The organism is Planctomycetota bacterium (assembly GCA_016872555.1).
Taxonomy (GTDB): Bacteria; Planctomycetota; Planctomycetia; order Pirellulales; family UBA1268; genus F1-20-MAGs016.
Map to the genome: position 1 here is coordinate 92,945 of VGZO01000009.1, position 21,827 is coordinate 114,771.

The 21,827-nt window shown below is 72.3% G+C and carries 12 protein-coding genes, 1 tRNA gene and 2 rRNA genes; 2 read left to right on the top strand and 13 right to left on the bottom strand.

The genetic code is table 11. The features are described from left to right. Nucleotides 1-23 precede the first annotated feature (23 nt). From FJ309_04980 to FJ309_05015, 8 genes are all read right to left on the bottom strand, one after another. Nucleotides 24-1,859, bottom strand: a complete 1,836-nt coding sequence (locus FJ309_04980; GenBank protein MBM3953956.1) for a hypothetical protein — start codon at nucleotides 1,857-1,859, stop codon at nucleotides 24-26. 1 nt (nucleotide 1,860) lies between these two features. Further along, nucleotides 1,861-4,035 (bottom strand): hypothetical protein, encoded by a 2,175-nt coding sequence (locus FJ309_04985; GenBank protein MBM3953957.1) that lies wholly within the window; start codon nucleotides 4,033-4,035, stop codon nucleotides 1,861-1,863. Between the two features lie 31 nt (nucleotides 4,036-4,066). Next, on the bottom strand, nucleotides 4,067-6,562 hold the full coding sequence (locus FJ309_04990; protein MBM3953958.1) for a VWA domain-containing protein: 2,496 nt from the start codon (nucleotides 6,560-6,562) through the stop codon (nucleotides 4,067-4,069). Between the two features lie 22 nt (nucleotides 6,563-6,584). Then, complete coding sequence (locus FJ309_04995) at nucleotides 6,585-8,957, bottom strand: hypothetical protein (GenBank protein ID MBM3953959.1); 2,373 nt, start codon at nucleotides 8,955-8,957, stop codon at nucleotides 6,585-6,587. Between the two features lie 35 nt (nucleotides 8,958-8,992). Further along, nucleotides 8,993-9,883 (bottom strand): DUF58 domain-containing protein, encoded by an 891-nt coding sequence (locus FJ309_05000; protein ID MBM3953960.1) that lies wholly within the window; start codon nucleotides 9,881-9,883, stop codon nucleotides 8,993-8,995. Beyond that, nucleotides 9,873-10,916, bottom strand: a complete 1,044-nt coding sequence (locus tag FJ309_05005; GenBank protein MBM3953961.1) for a MoxR family ATPase — start codon at nucleotides 10,914-10,916, stop codon at nucleotides 9,873-9,875. Before FJ309_05005 ends, FJ309_05000 begins: the two co-directional genes overlap by 11 nt. Nucleotides 10,917-10,992: 76 nt before the next feature. Beyond that, nucleotides 10,993-12,063, bottom strand: coding sequence for a terpene cyclase/mutase family protein (locus FJ309_05010; GenBank protein MBM3953962.1), 1,071 nt, complete (start codon nucleotides 12,061-12,063; stop codon nucleotides 10,993-10,995). Further along, nucleotides 12,060-17,108, bottom strand: coding sequence for a hypothetical protein (locus FJ309_05015; protein ID MBM3953963.1), 5,049 nt, complete (start codon nucleotides 17,106-17,108; stop codon nucleotides 12,060-12,062). Before FJ309_05015 ends, FJ309_05010 begins: the two co-directional genes overlap by 4 nt. A 324-nt stretch (nucleotides 17,109-17,432) precedes the next feature. On the opposite strand from FJ309_05015, the gene FJ309_05020 reads away from it, so the two are divergent. Continuing rightward, on the top strand, nucleotides 17,433-17,759 hold the full coding sequence (locus FJ309_05020) for a DNA-binding protein (GenBank protein MBM3953964.1): 327 nt from the start codon (nucleotides 17,433-17,435) through the stop codon (nucleotides 17,757-17,759). A 415-nt stretch (nucleotides 17,760-18,174) separates the two neighbouring features. On the opposite strand, the gene FJ309_05025 is transcribed toward FJ309_05020, so the two are convergent. From FJ309_05025 to FJ309_05035, 3 genes are all read right to left on the bottom strand, one after another. After that, nucleotides 18,175-18,247 (bottom strand) — tRNA-Phe (locus FJ309_05025). A 76-nt stretch (nucleotides 18,248-18,323) separates the two neighbouring features. After that, complete coding sequence (locus tag FJ309_05030) at nucleotides 18,324-19,907, bottom strand: serine/threonine protein kinase (protein ID MBM3953965.1); 1,584 nt, start codon at nucleotides 19,905-19,907, stop codon at nucleotides 18,324-18,326. A 4-nt stretch (nucleotides 19,908-19,911) separates the two neighbouring features. Then, complete coding sequence (locus FJ309_05035; protein ID MBM3953966.1) at nucleotides 19,912-20,619, bottom strand: RluA family pseudouridine synthase; 708 nt, start codon at nucleotides 20,617-20,619, stop codon at nucleotides 19,912-19,914. Here FJ309_05035 and FJ309_05040 point away from each other — a divergent pair. Beyond that, complete coding sequence (locus FJ309_05040) at nucleotides 20,618-21,223, top strand: septum formation protein Maf (GenBank protein MBM3953967.1); 606 nt, start codon at nucleotides 20,618-20,620, stop codon at nucleotides 21,221-21,223. The two genes, FJ309_05035 and FJ309_05040, sit on opposite strands and share 2 nt — an antisense overlap. Nucleotides 21,224-21,277: 54 nt before the next feature. Here FJ309_05040 and rrf read toward each other — a convergent pair. Then, nucleotides 21,278-21,385, bottom strand: a 5S ribosomal RNA gene (gene rrf / locus FJ309_05045). Nucleotides 21,386-21,499: 114 nt separating this feature from the next. Next, nucleotides 21,500-21,827: ribosomal RNA gene (locus tag FJ309_05050) — 23S ribosomal RNA — on the bottom strand; the annotation flags it as partial.

Genomic DNA, 21,827 nt, shown 5'->3' on the forward strand with positions numbered 1-21,827 from the left:
GTCGGCCGCGGGTCCGGCGGCCGTCATTCGGTCCGGCCGCTGACGATGTCGTGCGCCGCCCGCTCGATCGTGCGCTGCCGCTCGGCGAGCCGCCGCACCGCGTCGAACAGTTCCGGCTCCTCGGCCTGCTCGGTGCCGTCGGTGAGCAGTTGCGAAAACCTCCCGGTGCGCGTGTTCACCCGCATCTGCAGGGAGCGGATCATCTTCAGCTCCGCCAGCTTGTCGACGAGCGGTTGCTCGCCGGGCTGGGCCGGCCTCCCCCCGGACTCCCCCTTCTGCCGGGCCTGCTGCTCACGCTGCGCTTTCTCGAGGGCGGCGATCATCTCTTCGAGGTTGGCGACGATGTCCTGCATGATCCCGCGGGTCGTGGTGCCGGCGTCGCCGCGGCCGAGCCGGCCCGCCGCCTGGACCGCGTCGTCGTGGAGCTGCACGAGCGCCTCGGGAATCGCGACCGCGGAACCGTCGTCGCGGACGAGCGCCAAGGCCCGGGTCGCCTCGGCGGCCACCTGGCTTTGGTCGCGGGCCAATCGCGTCGCCTCGACCTGGCGCTCGCGGTCGGCCGGCGCGCCGCCGTCGCCCGCCGTGGCGGCGAGCTTTTCGGCGCCCGACAAGACGCCCTTCTCGATCCGCAGCATCGACCGCAACCGCGCGCCGAGCTGGACGAGGACGCGCTCGACCTCCTCCTCGCGGAGCTGGCGGAGGATCTCCTCCAATTCGGCGCGGGCGCTTTCCAATTCCTCGACCGCCTTCTCCTGATCCTCGCGGGCACCGCGCCGGTTGGCCTCGTCGAGGCGCTTGCGGGCCTGCTCCATGCGTCTTCCGGCCGCGCCGAGGCGCTGCCGCGTGCGTTCGGCGCGGGAGGCTTCGTCGTCCCCTTCGGGCGCCGGCTCGTCCGCCCCCGGCTCTCCCTCCTGCTCCTCCCCTTCCCCCTCGCCCGGCTCGCCCCCCGGCTGCGGCTTGCCTTTGCCCGCCGGTTTTCCCTTGCCGGCCTCGGGCTTCCCCCCCTTGCCGTCAGACTTCCCCTCGGCCTGCTCGTCGGCCCCGGCATCGGCCTTCGGCTCGTCGGCCGCCGGCATGTCGGGAGTCTCGTCGTCGCTGCCGTCGGCGTCTTTCTTCTCCCCCTCGGCGTCGTCGCGCTTGTTCTCGTCGCCGGCACCGGGCTTGCCCGGCTTCTGCTCACCGGGCTGCTTCGCCTCGGCCCCCTCCCCTGCCCCGCCTGGCGTCGCCGGGGCGAGCCGCTTGGCGAAGCCGCCGATGTCGCGCGCCAGGGCCTCGGTGTCGCGTGCCAGCGCGTCCTGCCGCTCGGCGAGCTTCTCGGCGTCGGCTCCGGCCTCCGTCGATCCCTCGACATCGCGCTGCCGGGCGATCACCTTGCCCAGGCGGGCGAGGAACTGCCGGACCTCTTCCTTGGTGTTGCTCAAGCGCCGGTCGGTGTCGCCGGCCTCGAGAAGGACGAGCAGTTCGCGGAGCTTGTCGATCGCCCCGGCCTGGCTCGTGCCCGCCTTGAGGAGCTGCCCCTTTTCGAGCATCGCGACGATCGCGTCGAGGCGCTCGGTGACCTCGCCGTCGCGCGACTGTTCGAACGCCGAGCGCAACAGGGCGGCGCGGCGCGGGTCGCTGGCAGCGAGCAGGTCCGCCAGGCGGAGGAACGTCCGCTCGAGCTCGCGGAACTGGTCGCGCAGCCCCTGCTCCCGGGCGACGAGCGCCGCGCCGGCATCGGCGGCAGGACGCGTCTCCTGGCCGCAGGCGACGGTCGCGGCAGCGACGAGCACGACGGCGAACGCCGCCGCCGGCCGCCCGACCAGGCGGAGCGACGGTCGCGCCGGCCCCGCCCGATCCACTCCCGGGGGGAAACTCATGTCAGGGTCGCTCCAGGGCCTCGCGGGCACGGCGCTTCTGCCATTCGAGCGTCTCGGCGCGGATCTCCTCCTGCGTCTTGATCACCCCGCGGAGCAGCTCGAGCACCTCGTTGTACGACTCCAATTCGATCATCGTATCGAGGATCGCCCGCAGCCGCGCCAGCACCGCGTCGGCCCGTTCGACGATCGCCGCGGGAGCCGCGTCGCGTTCGCGGCAGGCCGCGGCGAGGGCGGGCAGGTCGGTGGCGGCGACCGCGGCGAGCGGATCGGCGATCCGGGCGACGAGTCGCGACTCGAGTTCGGGGGTGAGCAGAGCGTTGTTGTCGAGTTCGAGGCGGATGTCGCGGAACGCGGCGGCGATCTCCCCCGTCTCCCCGGCCGCCCGGGCGGCCGACTCCCCGAGGCGGCCGACGGCGAACCCCTCCTCGTCGTCGCCCGGCGCGGCCGCGGCCGGCTCGGCCGCCACGCGGTCGCGGGCCTGGGCGAGATCGGCGACGACGCTCTCGAACCGGCGGCGGAGGAGGATTTCGCGGGCCTCGAGCATCGCCATCAACTGGTCGGCCGACACCACGGCCAGCGTCCAGACGTCGCTCGTCGCGGTATTGGGCCCGGGGGGCAGGCCGCAGCCGTCGGTCGCCCGGACGACCACGGCGATCCGCCCGCCGGTCGACAGCCCGAGCGGCTCGAGCGCCACCGTCTCCGCGTTCTCTGCGGTGATGTCGACCAGCGCCGCCCCGCCGCCGACCCGGGCGATGGGAAGCTCGGTCGCCGCCCCCGGGGATGGCGCTGCGGCGGCCGGGGCGTCCGGCGCCGCGACCCGTTCCACGACCACCGCGCCGGCGACGAGGCCGTGGTCGTCGCTGATCGCGCCGACCACGGGGAGCCGTGCCCGGGGGGTGACGGCGGTCGAGATCCCGCGGAGCCGGAGGGCGAGCGTCGGCGCCGCGTCGGGCACGGCCGTCACGAGAAATCCGATCGGTTCGCGATTGCCGAGGCCATCGGTGTCCTCCAGCGTGATCGCGACCGCGAGGTCCTCGTCGATCACCCCCGCGTCGCCGGCCACGCTGGAGGCGGGGGCGTTCCCGGCCGACGCCTCGAGCGCGGCCACCTGCCGCTCACCGGCGGTCGAGGTGGCCACGATCCGCGCGGTGCGCAGCGGCTTGGTCGAAGTGGCGGCGATCTCGAGCCGGGAACCGCGCGGCACCTGCACGAGCCGTGCCGGCGGCGCCTCGCGCCGTCCGCCGCCGAGGTACTCGGGGAGCGTGTAGGTGATCCGCAGGTCGGCCACGGCCGGGGCATCGAGGACGCGGATCGCAAGACCGCGGATCCGGGCGTCGCCGCCGCGGATCTCGAGGTCGAGGTTCTCCGTGACACCCCGGAGCATGTGCCCGAAGGCCTGCGTCCCATCGGCGACCCCGCCGCGCATCCCCATCCGCTCCGTCTGCCACCGCCCGGCGCCGCGCGTGCGCAGATCCACGACGCGCGGCACCGCGCGGGTCGCGTCGGCGCGGACGACGATGTCGACGTCGGCCCCGCGGGCGACCTTGAGGACGCCGTCGGTGAACCCCTCGACCGCGAGCTGGGTGCGCCGCGGCCAGGGATCGTCGCGGAGCAGGAGTACGCGGCGCACGAAGACGTCGGCGACGGCCGGCCGCGCCACCGCCAGCCCGGCGATCGTCGCGGTGGCCGCCACTCCGGCCAGCGCCAGTGCCCGGATGTTTCCGCCGCGGAACAAGCGGGCGACGTCGACCTGGGGCGCGACGGCGGCCGCCTCGTCGATCGTTCGGCCGAGGAGCACCGGATCGCATTCGGGGTGGGGGCGCGGGCCGAGGTCGATCGCGGTCGCGAGGCTGTCGCGAAACGCCGGGTGGCCGCGCTCGACGATCATCGCCAACTGCCCGTCGTCGAGCGGAGTGGCGAGGCGGACGGCGAGCTTGCTCCACAGCAGCCAGGCCAGTCCCGCCAGGGCCGCCACGAGCAGGATCCCGCGCACCGCCGGAGGCGGCTCGACCGCCCAGTCGAAGGCGAGCAGCGCCCAGAACACCGCGCCGCCGCACAGGCCGACCCAGGCCAGCGCTTCGATCCACACCCAGCGGCGTGCGGCGCGGCGCACGGTCGCGAGCAGGCCCCGGAGGATCGCGAGACCGTCGGACGGGGAGTGGGAAACGGTCGCCATCGTGAACGGCTGTCGGAGTGGGGTGTTTCGTTCAGGCCAACCGCACGAGGCGGCGGAGGATCCATTCGGTGCACAACAGCCCGACCCCGACTCCGAGGAGGACCGTGTTGAGACGTTGCTTGAAGCTGGTGTCGGTGACGCCGGGCTCGTACTCCCGGCGCGACCTGTCCGGAAGCCGGGCGGCGAGCTCGCCGGCGCGCCCGGGGGTCCAAGGCCCGTCGGCGAGGAACGTGACGGTGCCGCCGGTCGCCGCCGCCACCTGCTCGAGCACGCCACGGTCGAGGCGCGGCCGCTCCAATTCGCGGTCGGGGAGACGCGCCTGGATCCGCCGTGACAGCGTCTCCCCCGGCTCGCCGCCGTCGGGCAGGCCGACGTCGATCCGCCAACTCCCCTCGCGACCGGCGACGAACGTCCCCTGGAGCACCCCCGGACGCCCCGGCTCGGCCGCCAGCAGCACGCGCACCGCCGCCCCGTCGGGGCCGACAGCCCGGCAATCGGGAAGCGCCCGCCCCGCCACGGCATCGCCGTCGGCCATCACCACGCGGACCACGACCGCGGCCCCGACGGCGTAGCGGTCGCGGTCGACGAGCAGCCGGGCCCGGCGCGACCCGGCCAGCAGCCGTCCCTGCGAGACGTGGCGCACCAACTGCGTCACCAGCCGCTCGTAGAAGCTGTCGTCGAGGCCGCGCAGCCGCCACAGTTCGCCGCTCCCGAGGTGGAACACGGTGCCCGCGCCGTACAGCTGCCCCGCCATGAAGATCGGTCCCTCGCGCCGGGCGTCGCCGACCGCCGGGCCGTCACCGAGCGGCGGCACGCGCGCGTAGACGGTGGCACCGGGCTTGGCTTCACGGGCGTCGAAGCAGGCGTAGACCCCGGGAAAGCCGCGCCAGGCCGCCTCGCTGGCGGCCCGGCTGCCCGCGAGCCAGAGAAACTCGGCGTCGAGCCCATCGCGCGTGAACGCGAGCGGGTGCGGATCGGTGAACCCGGCGGGGGCTTCGGTGATCAACTGCCCCGAGTGTGCCGGCTCCACCGGCAGCAGCGTCCGCAACGTCGCGCAGTCGGGGTGGCCGAGCCAGGCGTCCATCGACACGCCACCGGCGACCAGGCACAACCCTCCGCTCTCGCGCGCCACCCAGCGCTCCAGCCGTGCCTGCGCCGCCGGGTCGATCTGCCGCCAGTCGACGTCGAAGGCGACGACGGCGTCGTAGGCCGACAACGCCTCGGGCGTGGGGGGGAAGGCGTCGAGGATCCGCCGCGCGTCCTGCGAGGCACCGGCACGGGCCGTGGCGAGAAGGACGTCGACGGCGAAGCTCTTGTCGCGCTGGAGGACGTTGCGCATGAACTGGTAATCGCGCGTCGGCCCGCCGGCGACCAGCAGCACCTCGGTGACGCGGTCGACGACCTCGACCTCGGCCGACTGCACGTCGTCGGCACGGTTCCGCTCACCGGCCGGTGGCACGACGCGCACCGTGAGCCGGCGCCGGCCGGCACTGCCGAGGCCCGGCAGCTCGAAGCGGACCCCGGCCAGCTCGCCGTCGGCGGCGAGCCGGGTCTCGACCGTGTCGATCACGCGCCCCGCGTCGGGAGCCGCGCCGTCGGCGTCGTCGGCCTCCGCTTCGAGGAGCTCGACCCGCGCCGTCGTTCCCTCGAGCCCCTGCGCCTGGAGGAAGGCCGACACGCCGAAGCGGTCGCCGGGAAAGACCCGGGCCGGGGCGAGGACGTCGGCGACGCGCACGTTGGCGGGGAGGCGCTCGGCACCGACCCCGACGGCGTGGACGGCGACCCCGGCACGGGCCAGCGCGGCGGCTGCGGCCGCCGCGTCGAGGCCGCCGTTACTCGCCCCGTCGGTCACCACCACCACGCCGGCCAGCGACTCGCCGCGCTCCTGGTCGAGCACGGCGCCGAGCGCCTCGCCGAGCCGGGTCTCGAACCCCAGCGGTCTGATCCGCTCGCGCCAGCCCGCCGCCGGCGGGGTCGTCTCGGCGCCGTCCGCGGTCGCCGCGGGGATCGCCGGCGCCACATCGGCGCCGGGCGCGGGCAGCAGCGTGACCTGCTCGGCATCGGCGTCGAACCGCCACAGCGACACCTCGTGCCGCCGCCCGAGCGCCGCCAGCAGGCCGCCACCGTCGAGGACCTCGACCGCCTCCTCGGCCCGCGAACGCACGGGGGCGGCGCCCTCGGCGCCGTCGGCCGGCGCGTCTTCGAGCGTCATGCTGGCGCTGGAGTCGACGAGGACGGCGACGCGCGAGGGAAACGCGATCTCGTGCTCGGCGGTCCGGCGGAGGTCGAGGTAGGCCGCGACGAGCGCCGCCAGCGCTCCCAGCCGCAGCGTCACCAGCAGCAGGGCCAGCCCGCGCGGCAGCTCGGCGGCATCGCGCCGGTAGATCGCCAGCGAGACCAGCGCCAGCGCCAGCACGACGACGACGAGGAGGGGGAGCTGCCACCACTGCGAGAACCCCTCGACCACGGCGCTGGTGATGCGGTGCTGCACGCTCTCGGTCACGGCGACCAGGGGGGTGATGGGCATCGAGGCGTTTCCGGGGCCGCCGTCAGGCGGTGGGCGGACGGCGGCGCGCGGCGGTGGGATGGTAACTGGCCGACCAGGCGAGGAGCTGCTCGAGCAGCATCACCACGGCGAGGCCCTTGAGCAACGGGCCGACCAGCGATGCCCCGGAAGCGGCCTGTTCTTCGCCGCGGAACGTCGCGGCCGACTCGTAGCGGTGGGGGATCCCGGTCAGCGCCGTGGCCAGCCGCTCCCGGCCGACGCGCTCCAGGCGTCCTTCGTCGGGATCGACGTTGACGGCGACGGCACGCTCGCGTTCGCTGCCGTCGGCACGCTGCCAGCGCATCCGGTAGGCACCCGGCGTCTCGGTCCGCTCGAGACGGGCCGCGAGGCGTCCGTCGGCGACCGGCGTCGCCGCCTGCCGCACGACCACGCCGTCGGGGGGCACGAGAAAGTCCACCTCGACACCGTCGACCCCGGGCTGCAGGTCGACGGTCACCGGATCACCGACCGCCAGCGCCGTGCCCGCACGCCGCGCGCGGGCGAGGTGGCTCTCCAATTCCAGCATCACCACCACCCAGCTCGGGTTGCCCCGCGCCCAGGTGTTCCACTCCGGGGCGGCGGTGGTCAGGACGGCGACGGCCAGCCCGTCGCCGAACGGGCGCTCGACCACCAGCGCCGCGCCGTTGCGCAGCGACAGCAGCCGCCGCAGCCCGGAGCCGGCCGGCGGCTCGTGGCCGCGCTGCACCGCCACGTACCGCCCGACGCGGACCGCGCCGAGAAACGGATTGCGCTGCCCGGCGAGTACCCCGACCACAGGATGCTCCTCGACGACCAGGTCGGGGCTGTCGGGGGAGGCGGGATCGGGGAGGAGGTCGACGGCGCCGGCGAGTGGCACCGGAAACGGCCCCTCGCCGTCGCGGTACAGCGTCTCGTTGACGACGTCGGCCCGCGTCCGCGGCCCGGTGAAGAACACGACCCCACCGCCGGCGCGGACGTAGGCCTCGAGGGCCTCGCGCTCGGGGCGGTCGAGCCGCTCGACGTCGAGCAGCCAAACGCAGTCGAATCCGGCGAGGTCGAGGGTCGCGAGCGCCGCCGGGGGCTCGATCCGCGGGCGCAGTCCCGTCGGGGCGCCGGCCCCCGGCGCCAGGGCGGCGGCCAGGTAGAAGGCATCGCCGACGCGCCCCGTGGCAGCGCTCCCCGCCGCGGCCAGCCGGCCGTCGACGAGAAGCACGTCGACCCGTTCGACGACGTCGATCACGGCCGTCCGCGCGTCGTCCCCCGGCAGCCGGTCGGGGGGCAGGCGGGCCGTGATGACGTGCGCCCCGGGGCGCTCGAAACGGGCCTCGAAGCGCTGTGTGGCGCTGGCGCCGGCGGGTATCTCGGGGAGCCTGAGGCCGGGGCGGGCGACGTCGTCCTCACGGAGGTCGACGAGGACGTCGCGGACCGCCTGCGGGGAGCGGTTGGCGACGGTGATTTCCAGCGGCAGCAGCACCCCGGCGGCCGGCACCCCGCCGACCGACTCGATCCGTTCGATCGACAGGTTGGCGGAGGCGTCGGCCCGTGCGACCGGCCCCCCCGGCTCGTCGGCGGCCGTCGCGCAATCGACGAGCCGGAGCTGCACGCCCGCCGCCGCCAGTGCCTCGAGCAGACCGGTCGACTCTTCGGCCGAGCGCCAGTCGCGGGCGCGGAAGTCGCTGACCAGCCACAGCACCCGGTCTTCGCCGGCGCCGGCCCGCCCGCCGAGCCATTCCTGCGCGAAGGCCAGCGCCCGGGCCGGCCCGATCGCCGTCGCGGAAGGCACCAGCCGCGCCAGCTGCTCACGGAGCCGCTGCACCACCGCCGGGGTGACGCGCTGGGCCGGTTGATCGAGCCGCCCGTCGAGGCCTGCCGCCACCGGCGCCGCTGCATCCACCGGCGCGGCGGCCCCGTCGGCTCCCGGGCCAGGCGGTGCGGGCCCGACGAGTCGCGAAAACCGGCCGATGGCGATCTCCTGCCCGCCGCCGCGGGCGGCCAATTCGTCGAGGACCCGCTCCGCCACGTCGCGGGCGCGATCGAAGCAGGTGCCGACGGCGCCGTCGGCGGCGCCGGGACCGCCGCGCTCCCCCATCGAGTAGCTGTCGTCGAGGAGCACCAGGTGGACGGTCCGCGCCCCGGCGAGCCACCCGGCCAGCGCCGTCCACCGCGGCTGCGCCAGTGCCAGCACCAGGCCGAGCACCGCCGCGACCCGCAGCGCGAGGAGGAGGAGCTGCTTGAGGAGGACGCGCGTCCGGTACTTCCGCTGGCTGGCGAGGAGGAACTCCATCGCCGCCCACTCCACGCGCCGGTGGCGGAGGAGGTTGATCAGATGGATGACGATCGGCGCGGCCGCCAGCGGCAGGCCCCACCACAGCAGAGACGTGAAGTCGAACGTCGGCACCGGACCGATCCCCCTCTCGCGGTCTTCCGCCGCCGTCAGACCGCCATGCTCGCACGCCGGGCGAGGAACCGCACCAGCGCGCCGTCGACCGGTTCGCCGGTGCGGATCAGCGTGTAGTCGGCCGCCGCCGCGGCCGACCGGCGGCGGACCTCGGTGAGAAACGCTTCGAGGGCCTCGAGGTAGCCGTCGCGGAGACCACGGGGATTGCAGGTGACGTGTTCGGGGAGCTCGAGCCCCTCGAAGCGCGTCGGTCCGTCGAAGGGAAACTCGATCTCGTCGTCGTCGAGGACGTGGAGCACGACGAGGTCATGGCCGCGGCGCTTGAGGACCTGGAGGCCGCGGAACAGCCCGTCGCGGTCGCCGAGCAGGTCGCTGACGATCACCACCATCCCGCGCGGCGGCAACGTCTCGGCGAGGCTGCGGAGCACCGGCTGGAACGAGGTCCGCGTGCCCTGCCGCGGAGCCTCGAGGATGTCGCAGACGCCGGTGAGCTGGGAGCGGCGCGTCCGTGCCGGCACGCTCGCCCGGACCTGCTCGTCGAACAGCACGCAGCCGGCGGCGTCGCCGTGCGACAGCGCCAGCCAGGCCAGGCTGGCGGCGAGCGTGGCGGCGTAGTCGTATTTCGACATCCGCTCCCGACCGGCGGCGGTGGAGCGGTAGTCCATGCTCGACGAGCCGTCGACGACCAGCGCCAGCCGGAGGTTGGTCTCCTCCTCGAACTCCTTGACGTACAGCCGGTCCTGCCGGCCCCAGACCTTCCAGTCGACCCGGCGCAGATCGTCGCCGCGGACGTACTCACGGTGTTGGAGGAACTCCACCGACTGCCCCTTGTAGGGGCTCTTGTGGAGACCGGTGAGAACCCCCTCGACGACCGCGCGGGCGCGCAGTTCGAGCCGGGCGATCCGGGCGATCGCCTCAGGATGCAAAGATCGTCTGGAAGCGGGCATCGCGGGTCAGTTCGTTCTCGCGGGTCGGGGTGTTCTCGATGATCCGGCCGATGATCGCGTCGGGGGTGACGCCCTCGCTCTCGGCCGCGAAGCCGACCACGATGCGGTGGCGGAGCACGGGCGCTGCCAGCGCCTGGACGTCCTCGACCGCGACGTGATCGCGCCCCTGGAGCAGGGCCCGCGCCTTGGCGCCGATCACGAGGAACTGCACGGCGCGTGGACCGGCCCCCCAGGTCAGCTGGTCGGAGACGAAGTCGGGCACGCCCTTCTCGCCGGGACGGGTCTGGCGCACCAGCGACAGGGCGTAGCGCAGCAGGTGGTCGCTGACGGGGACGTCGCGCACGCTCCGCTGCAGGCTCTCGATGTCGTCGGCACTGAGCACGGGGCGGGCCTCGTCGAGCGGCTGGCCGGTCGTCCGCCGCGCGATCTCGAGCTCCTCGCTGAAGCTCGGGTAGCGGACCTGCACCTTGAACATGAACCGGTCCTGCTGCGCCTCGGGGAGCGGATAGGTACCCTCCTGCTCGATCGGATTCTGGGTGGCGAGCACGAAGAACGGATCGGCGAGACGGTGACGCGTGCGCCCGACGCTGACCTGGCGCTCCTGCATCGCCTCGAGCAGTGCCGCCTGCGTCTTCGGCGGCGTCCGGTTGATCTCGTCGGCGAGAACGACGTTGGCGAACAGCGGCCCTTCGAGGAAGCGCAGCTGCCGGGTGCCGCTCGCCCGGTCCTCCTCGAGGACGTCGGTGCCGATGATGTCGGCAGGCATCAGGTCGGGGGTGAACTGGATCCGGCTGAAGGACAGGTCGAGGCTCCGCGCGAGCGTGCTGATGAGGAGCGTCTTGGCCAGGCCCGGAACCCCCTCGAGGAGGCAATGGCCGCGGCTGAACAGGCTGATCAGCAGCTCCTCGACGACCTGGTGCTGACCGACGATCACCCGCGAGAGCTGCTCGAGGATCCGGTCGTGGGCGAGGTGCAGCCGCTCGACCGCTGCGGCATCGGGGTGCGTCGACATGGTGTCTCCAGGAGGAAAACGGCCCGGCGACGGCGGCGGGGAGCCCCCGCGCGGGCCCTCGTGCCGGTCCGTCCGATCAGCGTTGGTAAATCGGCAGCGTGCCCTTGTCGAGCTGGAGGATCGTCAGGTTCGAGGCAGTGGTGTAGACCGGACCGATGAACCCCTGCGGCCAGTGGAGTCCGTCGCGGTCCTCCTGGGCCTCGCCGATGATGCGCTTGACGATCTGATCACGGTAGCCCTCCCACTTCTGCCCCCCTCCACGGTACATGACCTGGGCGTAATAGAAATGGGCGTAGTGCCAGTGGCCGAAACCGTTGTTGGCGATGTTACCGAGGTGCTTCTCGGCGTAGTCGAGCATCCGGGGGACATGCGTGTCGTCCTCCTCGCCGGCGTTGAACAGGCAGGCGATCGCTGCCGCCGAGATCGCCGGACGTCCGCCACCCCCTTTGGAACTGTACTGCACGCCGCCGTCGGCCATCGTGCACTTGTGGATGTAGCCGATCGCCTTCTCGATGATCTCGCGCGGCACCGGGATCCCGGCGTTGCGGCACCCGCGCAGCCCCTGGACCTGCGTGATCGTCGTCGACCCTTCGTCGAAGTTGTTGCCATCCTTGGCGCTGACGTAGCCCCAGCCACCGTCGGGCGTCTGGGCGCGCCCGGAAAACTCGACCGCCTTCTCGAGGACGCGCACCAGCTCCTCGCGGCGCCGCTCGTCCTCCTCCTCGCCGAGGACCTGGGAGAGGAACAGCATCGAGAAGCCGTGACCGTAGGTGTAGCGATCGTCGGTCTTGGGATCGCCGATCAGGCCGTTGGTCCGTGACCGGCTGACGAGGTAGTCGACGGCGTTGCGGATCGGCTCGGCGTAGCGCCCCTGGGTGCTCGTCGAGCCCTCCATCAGCATCGCCGTCCCGGCCAGCGCCGTCATCGCCGTCGGGTAGCGCCCCTCGTTGGCTGCCCAGCTTCCGCGCCGGGACTGCTTGGCGACGAGCCAATCCAACGCCCGGGTCACCACCCGGTCGACCTTCGACGACTGGTCGGCGACCGCATCGGCGGCGAGCGCCGACGGTGTGGCGAGCCGGAGGAGGAGACCGACGGCGACGGCCCGCACGACGGCCGACACGGACGGGGATCGGATCACTCGGTTCATGGTCCACCGTCGGGGATGAGGGCCCGTTCCAACAACCGCTGCAGGCTCCCGCGCAGGTCGAGCGGTGGAGGCTGCACGCCCAGCGCCTGGTACGGCGGTCGCGGCGCGATCGGCAGCCCGGTGAATTCGAGCACGCGGTCGGCCATGTCGCCAGAGCCGTGGCCGAGGATGATCGAATGAGCCTCCGGGTCGGCGGTGACGTCGCAGCCCATCAGCAGATGTGGTTGCTGGACCTCGATCCCGTCGTCGTTGCAGACGGCGGATCCGGTGCGCTTGTCGAGCGCCAGGAGGCTGAGCCGCATCGAACCGGCGCCGCGCTGGCTCTGGATTTGCCGGGCGAACACGAGGATCGGCAGCGCGGCCGGCTGCTGCGGATGGAGCGCATGCTGGAGGATCGAGGCCGGGGCCGGCCAGAGCGGCGTGCCATCCTCGGCGGCCACCGCCCAGACGGTGCCGGTCGTGGGCAGGGGGGCGTCGCCGAGGAGCGACGCCTGGGGAAGCGGCATCACCATCCCGGCGCGCTGGACGGTCGCCTGCTCCTCGGCCGACGGATCGCGCCCGACGATCACGAGGAACCGGTCTTCCCAGCGCTGCGCTTGGAGCGAGCGCGGGGCGGTGCTGCCCAGCGGCAGCCGTTTCCGCCACCGGGCCGTGCCCGCGGCCACGTCGAGGAGGTCGAGGGTCCCGTCGCGGTCGAGCACGAGCACGTCGCCGCCGACCTGGACCGCCAGCGCGGTTCCGGAAAACTCACCGAGCGTCGTCCGCTCGCGTGAGAGCGGATCGATGGCAACGAGGCGCACGCGGGCATGGAGCGCACCGGGGGTCGGCTGTGCCCCGCCGGGCAGCGGCTCGATCGCCACCACCCGCCGGCCGCGCGTCGCCAGCCGCTGGTGACGCGGCGGGAGATCGAGCTCGTGGAGGAGGCGGCCGTCGGCCACCGCCAGCACCTGGACACCAGCGCCGGTCGGGGGGACCGCGACGATGACCTCGTCGTCGCCGAAAAGCTCGACCCCGGCGGGCAGGCGACGCCGCTCCCACACCACCGCGCCCGAAATCGGGTCATGGAGTTCGACGGTCGTGCCGATCCGCACGGCGATCCCCCGCGGCGAGACCGGGCCGAGCTGCACCTCCTCGCGGGCAGCTGCCATGTCGGGCTCGACGACCTGCAGCCCGAGCGGCACGGCCCCGGCGCGGACGACCCGGCCAATCGTCCGCCCGACGTTGATCAGCGGCAGTTCCGCGGCCAGCGCGGAGCGTTCCGCGAGCGACCACAACCGGCGGTTGGCAATCGCCGGATCGCCCGACAGTTCGAAGGCCGTCGCCACCGGGCCGGTGCGGATCACCACGATCCTGCCGACCGTGGCCGCCTCGAAGATCAACGGATTGATCTGCATCCCGATCTGCCGCGTCGAGCGTTCGAGGAGATCGCCGAGTTGGCGACCGGCGCCGTCGACGGCGAACAGCCGCGGCTGGTTCATGTCGTACCAGAGGCGGAGGCCCGGAAACGCGCCGGCACCCGAATCGTTCACCGGCAACGCCATCAACCGCACCTGCCGCACCTGCTCGCCGCCGCGCACCGCCGAGCGCTGCTCGACGACCTTCCCCAACGGCCAGGCACGACGGCTGTCGATCGGCGGCAGCCCCATGGAGGCCGACGACGGCGACACCAATTCCGCCCGCAGCGCCAATCCGCGCGCCGTGTCTCCGGTGCCGCCGGCCCCTCCCGTGCCCGGGGCAGCGAGCCGCTCCCGGAGCGTGTCGACCAGTGCCCGTTGGGCGGCGACGGCCGCGGGATGGGCGCCGAAGACGCCGAGGAAATTCTCGAGCCGCGCCGTCCGGATGACCGGGTCGGGATCGGCCGCGATCGCCCCCAGGCTCGCCGCCACGTGCCGGTCGATCTCGTCGCGGAGCGGTGCGGGGGCCGCGGCGAGGATCCGCGCGAGCCGACCGTGGAGCCAGCGTGGTCCGGCGACCGACAGACGCCGATCGCCCGGGTCTTCGACCAGCCCCGTTGCCGGAGTGGCGGCCGGATCGAGCGCCCCGGCGATCGCCTCCCGGCAGACCCACCAGCCGTTGGCCCAATCACCCGCGTTGAGGTAGCCGTCGGCAGCGACCCGGAGTTGCCGTGCGAAGGCAGCAGGATCGACCGGCGGGGCATCCGCGGCGGCGAGGCGCTGCCGCCAGAGGGGCGCTGCGGCGGCAAAGTCCCGCGTGAGCGCGAACGACAGGGCATCGTCGACGACTGCCGTCGGGATCCGCGTCGGATCTCCCTCGCGGGCGGCGACCAGCGCTGCCAAACCCCCGACGATGTCACCGCGGTCGAGCGCCAGCTCGGCACCCCACAGCGCCGCGCGCCCGCGCCCGTCGGCCGTTTGGAGGCGGTCGGCCAGCGCGTCGGACTGGTGGAACACATCGATCGAATCGACCCCCTGCGAGATCACCTCGCCCCGGTACGCCACAAGGTTGCCGGGAACGGATCCGCCCCGTGCCGGGGAGCGCCCGACGACCTCACCGGCCACGAGATCGATGTCGATCACCTCGGGGGTGTCGAGCGGGAGGAACACGTGGTCACCGGCGACGATCCCGCGCCCGCTGGGGGCGGCACTCCCCAGCGACACCGGCGCGGCGAGGCGGGAGGTGCCGTCAGCGACCGCGAGGACGTCGACGGCGTGCCGGCCGACGACGATCACGCCGCCACCGCTGACGCCGGCGACATGCACGGCGTCTTCGCGGGCTTTCCGCCAGACGACCGAACCGCTCCGCAGATCGATGCAGTGCAGTTCCTCGGAATCCGGGGGAGTGAGCACGATCCGCCCCTCGGCGATGATCGCCCCGGCGTCGCGCCACCCCGTCGGCCGCGACGGGGCCTGGCCACCGACCTGAAGTTGACCGTTGACGAGGATTCGGGCGTTGATGCCCCCGCGGCGGATCCGCAGCCCGTTGGGGAGCTGCTGGGCCGCGGCGACGTCGGCCCGCGCGGCGTAGGCGTAGGCCCACAGCAGCGTCCGGTTGGCGAGGTCGACGGCGACGACGGCGCCGGCGCCGGTCGGGCAGACGAGGACCCCCTCGGCATACGACGGCGACAGCCCTGCATTGCGGCGCTGCCGCGCGACCGCTCCATCGAAGCCGAGCTCCTCGTCGAGCACGGTGAGCGGCTGCGACCAGAGCGTCGCACCGGACGCGCCGTCGAGGACGTCGAGGCGGATCTCACCACGGTCCTCGACGATCACGAACAGCTGCTCGCCGAGGGGCAGCGGGGCGCCGAGGTAATGGCCACGCCCCCCCGCCTCGCGATTGCCGCCCGGCGGGGCCGGTTCACCGGCTGCCGTGCGCTCGCCCGGCCCCCGCGGCAGCCTCCAGACCTCGCGACCGCGCCCCTCGATCTCGTACGCCACCAGTGCGTTGCCACCACGGACATCGGGCGCACCGAGCCCGTCGAAGCGGGCCTGGAGACGCCCCTGGTCGGCGGCGATCGCCTGCGGATCGGGCTCGACTGAAAACACGAGCCGTCCGTCACTGGCCAGCCCACCGCGGGCGGCGTCCTCGAAGGCCTCGCGCACCGACGCCGGGAGCTCCTCGCGGGCGCTCCCGTCGAACCCGTCGACGACCTCGTCGGGCGTCTCCAGGAAGGACGTCGTCGTTCCCGCCGGTTGCAGCCACACGCGTTTGCCGGTCACGAAGTCGATTGCCATCAAACCCAGCGTCGAACGGACGACGAGACGACCGTCGACGGCGATCGGCAGGCCGGCGGGCCACTGGACCTGATCGCGGTCGGCAGCCTGACGGCGGCGGCGCTCGAGCAGGCGGCTCTCCTCGGGGTGTCGGGTGAGCGGGACGCGGTACCGCGGCGCCAGCAGGGGGCGGGATGCCTCGACGAGGGCGTTGCGGGCGGCGTCGCCGCGCGGCAACCACCACTCGCGTTCCCGACGGCCGGCGGCCGCCGGGGGCTGGCCGATCGCCGACTCGAGCCACTCGCCCGCGGTGCCGGGGGCGTAGTCGAAGGGAACGTCGCGCCCTCCGAAGCGGAGCGGCGGGGCACGGCGGTCGTCGCCGCGCCGTGCCGCGCGGCTGGCGTCGAGGACGGCAGCGGCAGCGCTCTTTTCGCCGGCCCGCCACAGTGCCGTCGACCGGAGCACCGACAGCGTCGGCTCCAAGGCCGACGACTCGGGCGTCGCCGCGAGCCGGTCGAGCCACACCGAGGCCGCCAGGGGCTGCCCCCCTTCGAGCGCCTCGAGCGCAGCCAGGAGCGTCGCCTGGCGCCCCGCCGGCGTGAGGAACCAGCGCCGCGCCACGGCGACGATCGCCGCCTGATCGTTGTCGGCCACGGCTTTGGCGAGTGCCCGCTCGGCGCGCGTGCGGAACTGGAGCTCGTAGGCTTTGCGTCCGGCGTCCGGCAGGCCGGCGAGGATCCGCACCGCCTCGCTCTTGACGCTCCGCCACGTGGCATCACCCGCAGCGGGACGGACGAAAAAATCCTGATCGGATTCGAGGATCCCGTCGGCGAGTGTGGCGACGTCGCTCCAGCGCCCCTCGGCGACCAGCCGGCGCACCTGATCCAGTTGCCGTTCACGGCGCCGGTCGGTGGGAAAAGATGGGCCCGCGACCTCCTCGGCGTCGTCGTCGGCCGACTCGTCGGCCTGCTGGTTCACCAGCGCCAGGTCCACGGCACGAGCCACCCGGCCGCCGACCGGCGTGGTGACGGTGAACGCGGCAAACGCGACGAAACTGAGCACTGCCACGACGCGCTGCACGCCGGCTTCGCACCCGCCTCGCAGCAGGGCGGGACGGGGACGCGGGACGAGCCCGGTATCGAGGCGGCGTACCGCCGGAGCGGGGGGACGGCGACCAGGCAAACCCTCGGCATTACCCGCGGTCGCCTGAGTCGACCAAGGCCAGGGATGGCTTTGCCCACCGGCGGCAAGGGCATCGCTCCCCACGGGCCGATCGGCCGGGCCGTCACCGAAGGCGATCCGCCCCCGTCGCGGAGGGCCGGAACGTGCCATAAATCCCCTCGAAAACCCCATGTGCGCGGCGTGGATCGGCATTCCATCCACCCCTGCGCCCGGGTCGGCAGCGTCGCAGCTTCGTGCGTGAAGCGGTTTTCCGTGCAATGTCCGGCGGGCCGAACGACCGTCGCATCTTAGGTTCGCCTCCGTCTGGCGAGCAAGTTTCCGGGGCCGCGTTACCCCGGACGCCGTCACCCTCCCCCGAGTATTTCCCCGGGAAAAAAGCCGCTTTTGGTTTGCAATTTGTTTTCCAGTGCTTCTAATCTCCGCACGTTTTCGGCACGACTGTGCCGATTTTCACGATTCTGCGGCGGGTTGCCGCCGCGACCGAGCAATAGTCCCTTTCCCGTGGAGGCAGTGGCGATGGCGAAGAAGTCGGGTAGCAAGCCCATGACGAAGACCGAGATCCTGAGGAGCATTTCCGAGTCGACGGGCCTTCCCAAAAAGGACGTCGTGGCGGTGATGGAGGCATTGACCAGCGAGATCCAAAAGGCCGTCAAGGGGAGCGTCGGGGTGTTCTCGATCCCGGGCCTGGTGAAGATCGTCCGCGTCAAGGTTCCGGCGAAGCCCGCGCAGAAGGGCGTCAAGAATCCGTTCACCGGCGAACTGCAGGACCGTCCTGCGAAGCCCGCCAGCGTGAAGGTCAAAGTGCGGGCGCTCAAGAGCCTGAAGGCGATGGCCGCGGGTTGACCGTCGGCCGGTAAGCGGTGCACCGATGGCCCAGAGGTGACGAAAGCCCAGAGGTGACGAAAGCCCAGAGGTGACGAAAGCCCAGAGGTGACGAAAGCCCAGAGGTGACGAAAGCCCAGAGGTGACGAAAGCCCAGAGGTGACGAAAGCCCAGAGGTGACGAGTCGGCAACGTCGTCGGGAGGGCCGCCGGGGCCGGTGATACCGGTGCCGACGACACCGAAAAATCGGTAGCCGCGGCGGCGGGCGATCGCGACGGATCGAATTCGGAGGGCGATGTCCTGGTGGGCATCGCCCTCCGTTTTTTCGTCCGCCGGTTTTCGTCCGCCCGGGTGGCGGGATGTGCGGGGCTCGCTCGACGCCGGCGGCACGCGTGGAACACGCTGCCGGCAGCCGGGCCGTCCGCCGACCTTCAAGTGGACAGGGCCGGAATCGAACCGGCGACACACGGATTTTCAGTCCGTTGCTCTACCAACTGAGCTACCTGTCCATTGCTCCAACGAGCCCGAATTGGAGTTGATTTCCGCCCGCTGTCAATCCGCCGGCCACTGGGCGGCGGCCCCGGTTCACCGGCCCTCTCCGTCCGCTGAAAACAGGGCCACGAGGCACTGCAGGCCGAGCAGGACGGCGAACACCGTGCACCCCAGCGTCGCCGCCGACGTCTGACCGACGACGCGGACCGCCAGGACCGGGGCAACCAGGTGCCCGAGCCAGACCGCGACCCCGAAGGCGGTGCCCACCGTTCCGGCCATGGCGATCGATTGCTCTAGCCGGACGGTGATCCGCCCGACGCCGGTCCGCCAAAACCAACGCCGGGCGTCTTTGAAGACCTCGACGATCCCCGGGTCGTGCCGACGGGCGCGCACCGGTGCGAGGGGCAGCGGCAACGGCGGCGTGACGGTGCCGGAGTCGAGCCCCTGGGGATCGCTGGGGGCGCCCGGGGACAGGACCTCGTCGAGGAGCCGCTGGTCGAAGTCGGACGACCGCCGGCTCGCGTTGGCCCGTGAGCCGCGCACGGCTCCGGCCGGCCGCTCGGAACGCTGCCCCCGGCCGCGCGGTGTCCGCGGGAGCGGAGGCTGCGGAGTCACGAGCCACGGCGACAGTCGCACGATCGCTTCGTTGGCGGTCGCGATCCGGGCCGCGGGATCCTTCCGCATCATCTCCGCGACCAGGGCACAGAAGCGGTTCGACACCGTCGGCGCGAGATCGTGCAGCGGCTGGGGTTCGTCCTGCAGCTGCCTCCGTGCCTTTTCCTGGCGCGTCCCCCCGGGAAAAGGCACCTGCCCGGAGAGGCAGAAGTAGAGCGTGCACCCCAACCCGTAGATGTCGGCCGCAGGACCCGCCGAATCCGCCGAACGGATCTGCTCGGGCGCCATGTAGTCCATCGTTCCAACCACCCTCCCGAGGCGCGTCGACTCCGCCTCGAGCACCGACCCCGCCAAACCGACATCGAGCAGTTTTGCCCGCCCCTGGTCGGACACGAGGATGTTGCCAGGTTTGACGTCACGGTGCACCACCCCCTGGCCATGGGCGTAGGCCAGCCCTTTGGCCACCTGGACCGCGATGCAGGCCGCCAGCGTCTCGTCGAGCGTCCCGTACTTGATCACCTGCTTGCGGAGGTCGCACCCGGAGATCAACTCGGTCACCAGATACGACACCTTGCCGTCGTGGCCGGCGTCGAGGGCACGGACGAGGTTTTCATGGTCGAGACGGCCGAGCATGCGGATCTCGCGGCGGAACGCGGCCTCGGTGTTCGGGGTCGATTTCGCGCGGGGAAGGACCTTGACGGCGACCTCCCGCCCCATCAGCGCGTGCTCGGCCCGAAAGACCTGCCCCATTCCCCCCTGACCGAGGAGCTCGAGGATCCGGTACTGGCCGAGCGTGAGCTTGCGCCGCCCGGCAAGCATTTGCTTCGCCTGGAACGGAGTCAGCACCTCCATCTCGACCAACCGCTGGGCGAGGGCGTTGTCCCACTTTCCGGGATCGACACGGGATTCGTCGAGGATCAGACGGATGTCCGCCTCGGCGACGTCGAGCGCCGCCGGGTCGACCAGCGTGCTGGCCAGCGCGATCGCCCGGAAACGCGGCGGCGCGATCGGCCTGGCCGCGCGATCGTCATCGCCTTCCGAGTGGCTGCCGGCGGTCGCCATGGCGTCAGTTCGCTGGAAATGGTGCGAGGGCGGGAAACCTTCGAAGCCACGGCTCCGGCGGCGGAGCCGCCAGGGTGATCGTCTCCGTCGAGACGGGATGACGGAAGACCAAGCGCAGCGAATGCAGGGCGATGCCGTCGGGAAAGGGCAATCGAGCCCCGTAGCGACGGTCCCCGACGATCGGGCAGCGGCGCGATGCCAACTGGATCCGCAGCTGGTGTTTGCGCCCGGTGGTGGGGGCGAGCTCGACCAGTGACACCTCCCCCGCACGGCGGAGAACGCGGGCCCGCACTCGCGCCTCGGTGGAGCCCTCAGCGGCGCTTCCGGGCCCGACCGGCGACGCTCCTCCCGAGCCCTGTTCGCCGGGAACGAGGCGATCGATCCACTCCTGCCACTCCCCGGTGATCCCGGGGAAGCGCCCCTCGACGACGGCCAGGTAGGTTTTGCCGACGGTCCGCTCGCGGAACTGCCGGGCCAGCGCGGCGGCGGACGCCGGCGTTCGCGCGAACACCACGACCCCCGAAACGGGCTGATCGAGGCGACTGACGACGCCGAGAAAAACCGCCGGACGCCGGTCGCGTTGGCGTACGATCGTGAACACGCTTGGCTCTCCGCGCCGGGCATTTGCGGTCGCCAATCCGCACGGCTTGACCACCCCGATCACGGCGTCATCCTCGAACAGGATCTCGACCCCCCTTCCAGCAGTTGCCATGACCACAGCGTCGCGTCGGGCGATCGTGCTTGCAAGCCGTTCTCCGCGCCGTCGGGCGCTCGCCGAGGCGGAAGGGTGGGAGGTCACCGTCGCCCCCGCCCCGGAGAGCGTGGAGGCCGGCCAACCCCCCCGGGCCGCCGGGGAATCGCTCGAGGCCTACGTCACCCGCCTCGCGCTGGCCAAGGCACATGCCGTCGCTGCCACGGGGGTCAGCGGAACGCTGGTGGCATGCGACACGCTCTCGGAGGTCGATGGCGTCGCCCTTGGCCAACCCTCAAATCGCGCCGAGGCGAGGCGGATGCTGCTGGCGCTGTCGGGAAAACGGCACCGCGTCGTCTCGGCAGCGTGCGTCTGGCGCATGCCGGGCGATCGCCCCCGAACCGCTACCGAAGAGAGCCTCCTGGCGATGGGGGCGCTCGACGAGGGGTTCCTCGATTGGTACCTCGACTCAGGGCTGTGGCAGGGCAAGGCCGGCGCCTGCGGATTCCAAGACGCGCGTCTGCCACTCGAACTCGTGGCCGGGGCGGCCGACAACGTCGTCGGCTTTCCACTGACGACGATCCGCAGATTGCTCGCCGCCGAAGACCACGGCCGCGCCACCTGATCCACCAAAAAAATAACCCCCGGGGCGTTCGCCCCGGGGGTCACTCGAAAAAGATTCCGGCGATACCTACTCTCGCACTTTTAGTACTACCATCGGCTCTGAAAGCTTAACTACCGTGTTCGGGATGGGAACGGGTGTGACCTTTCAGATATCGTCACCGGAAATTCGGTCCTTCCACCCCTTGCGGGATGGCAGGTATACGTAAGGTCGTGGTAGCTGGCAGGCCTGGGGGATCCGTGAAGAACCCCGCAAGCGCTCATGGCAAGCAATCGATACGAGTGGTCAAGCATTCGTCCGTTAGTACCGGTTAGCTCAGTGCATTGCTGCACGTACACGTCCGGCCTATCAACCTGGTCGTCTTCCAGGGGACTTTCGGGCATAAGCCCTACGAAACCTGATCTTGGGGCGGGCTTCACGCTTATATGCTTTCAGCGTTTATCCGTTCCGTTCATAGCTATCCAGCCGTGCCGCTAGCGCGACAACTGGAACACCAGAGGAACGTCCTTCCAAATCCTCTCGTACTAAAGAAGAATCCCCTCAAGTTTCGTGCGCCCACAGCAGATAGGGACCGACCTGTCTCACGACGGTCTGAACCCAGCTCACG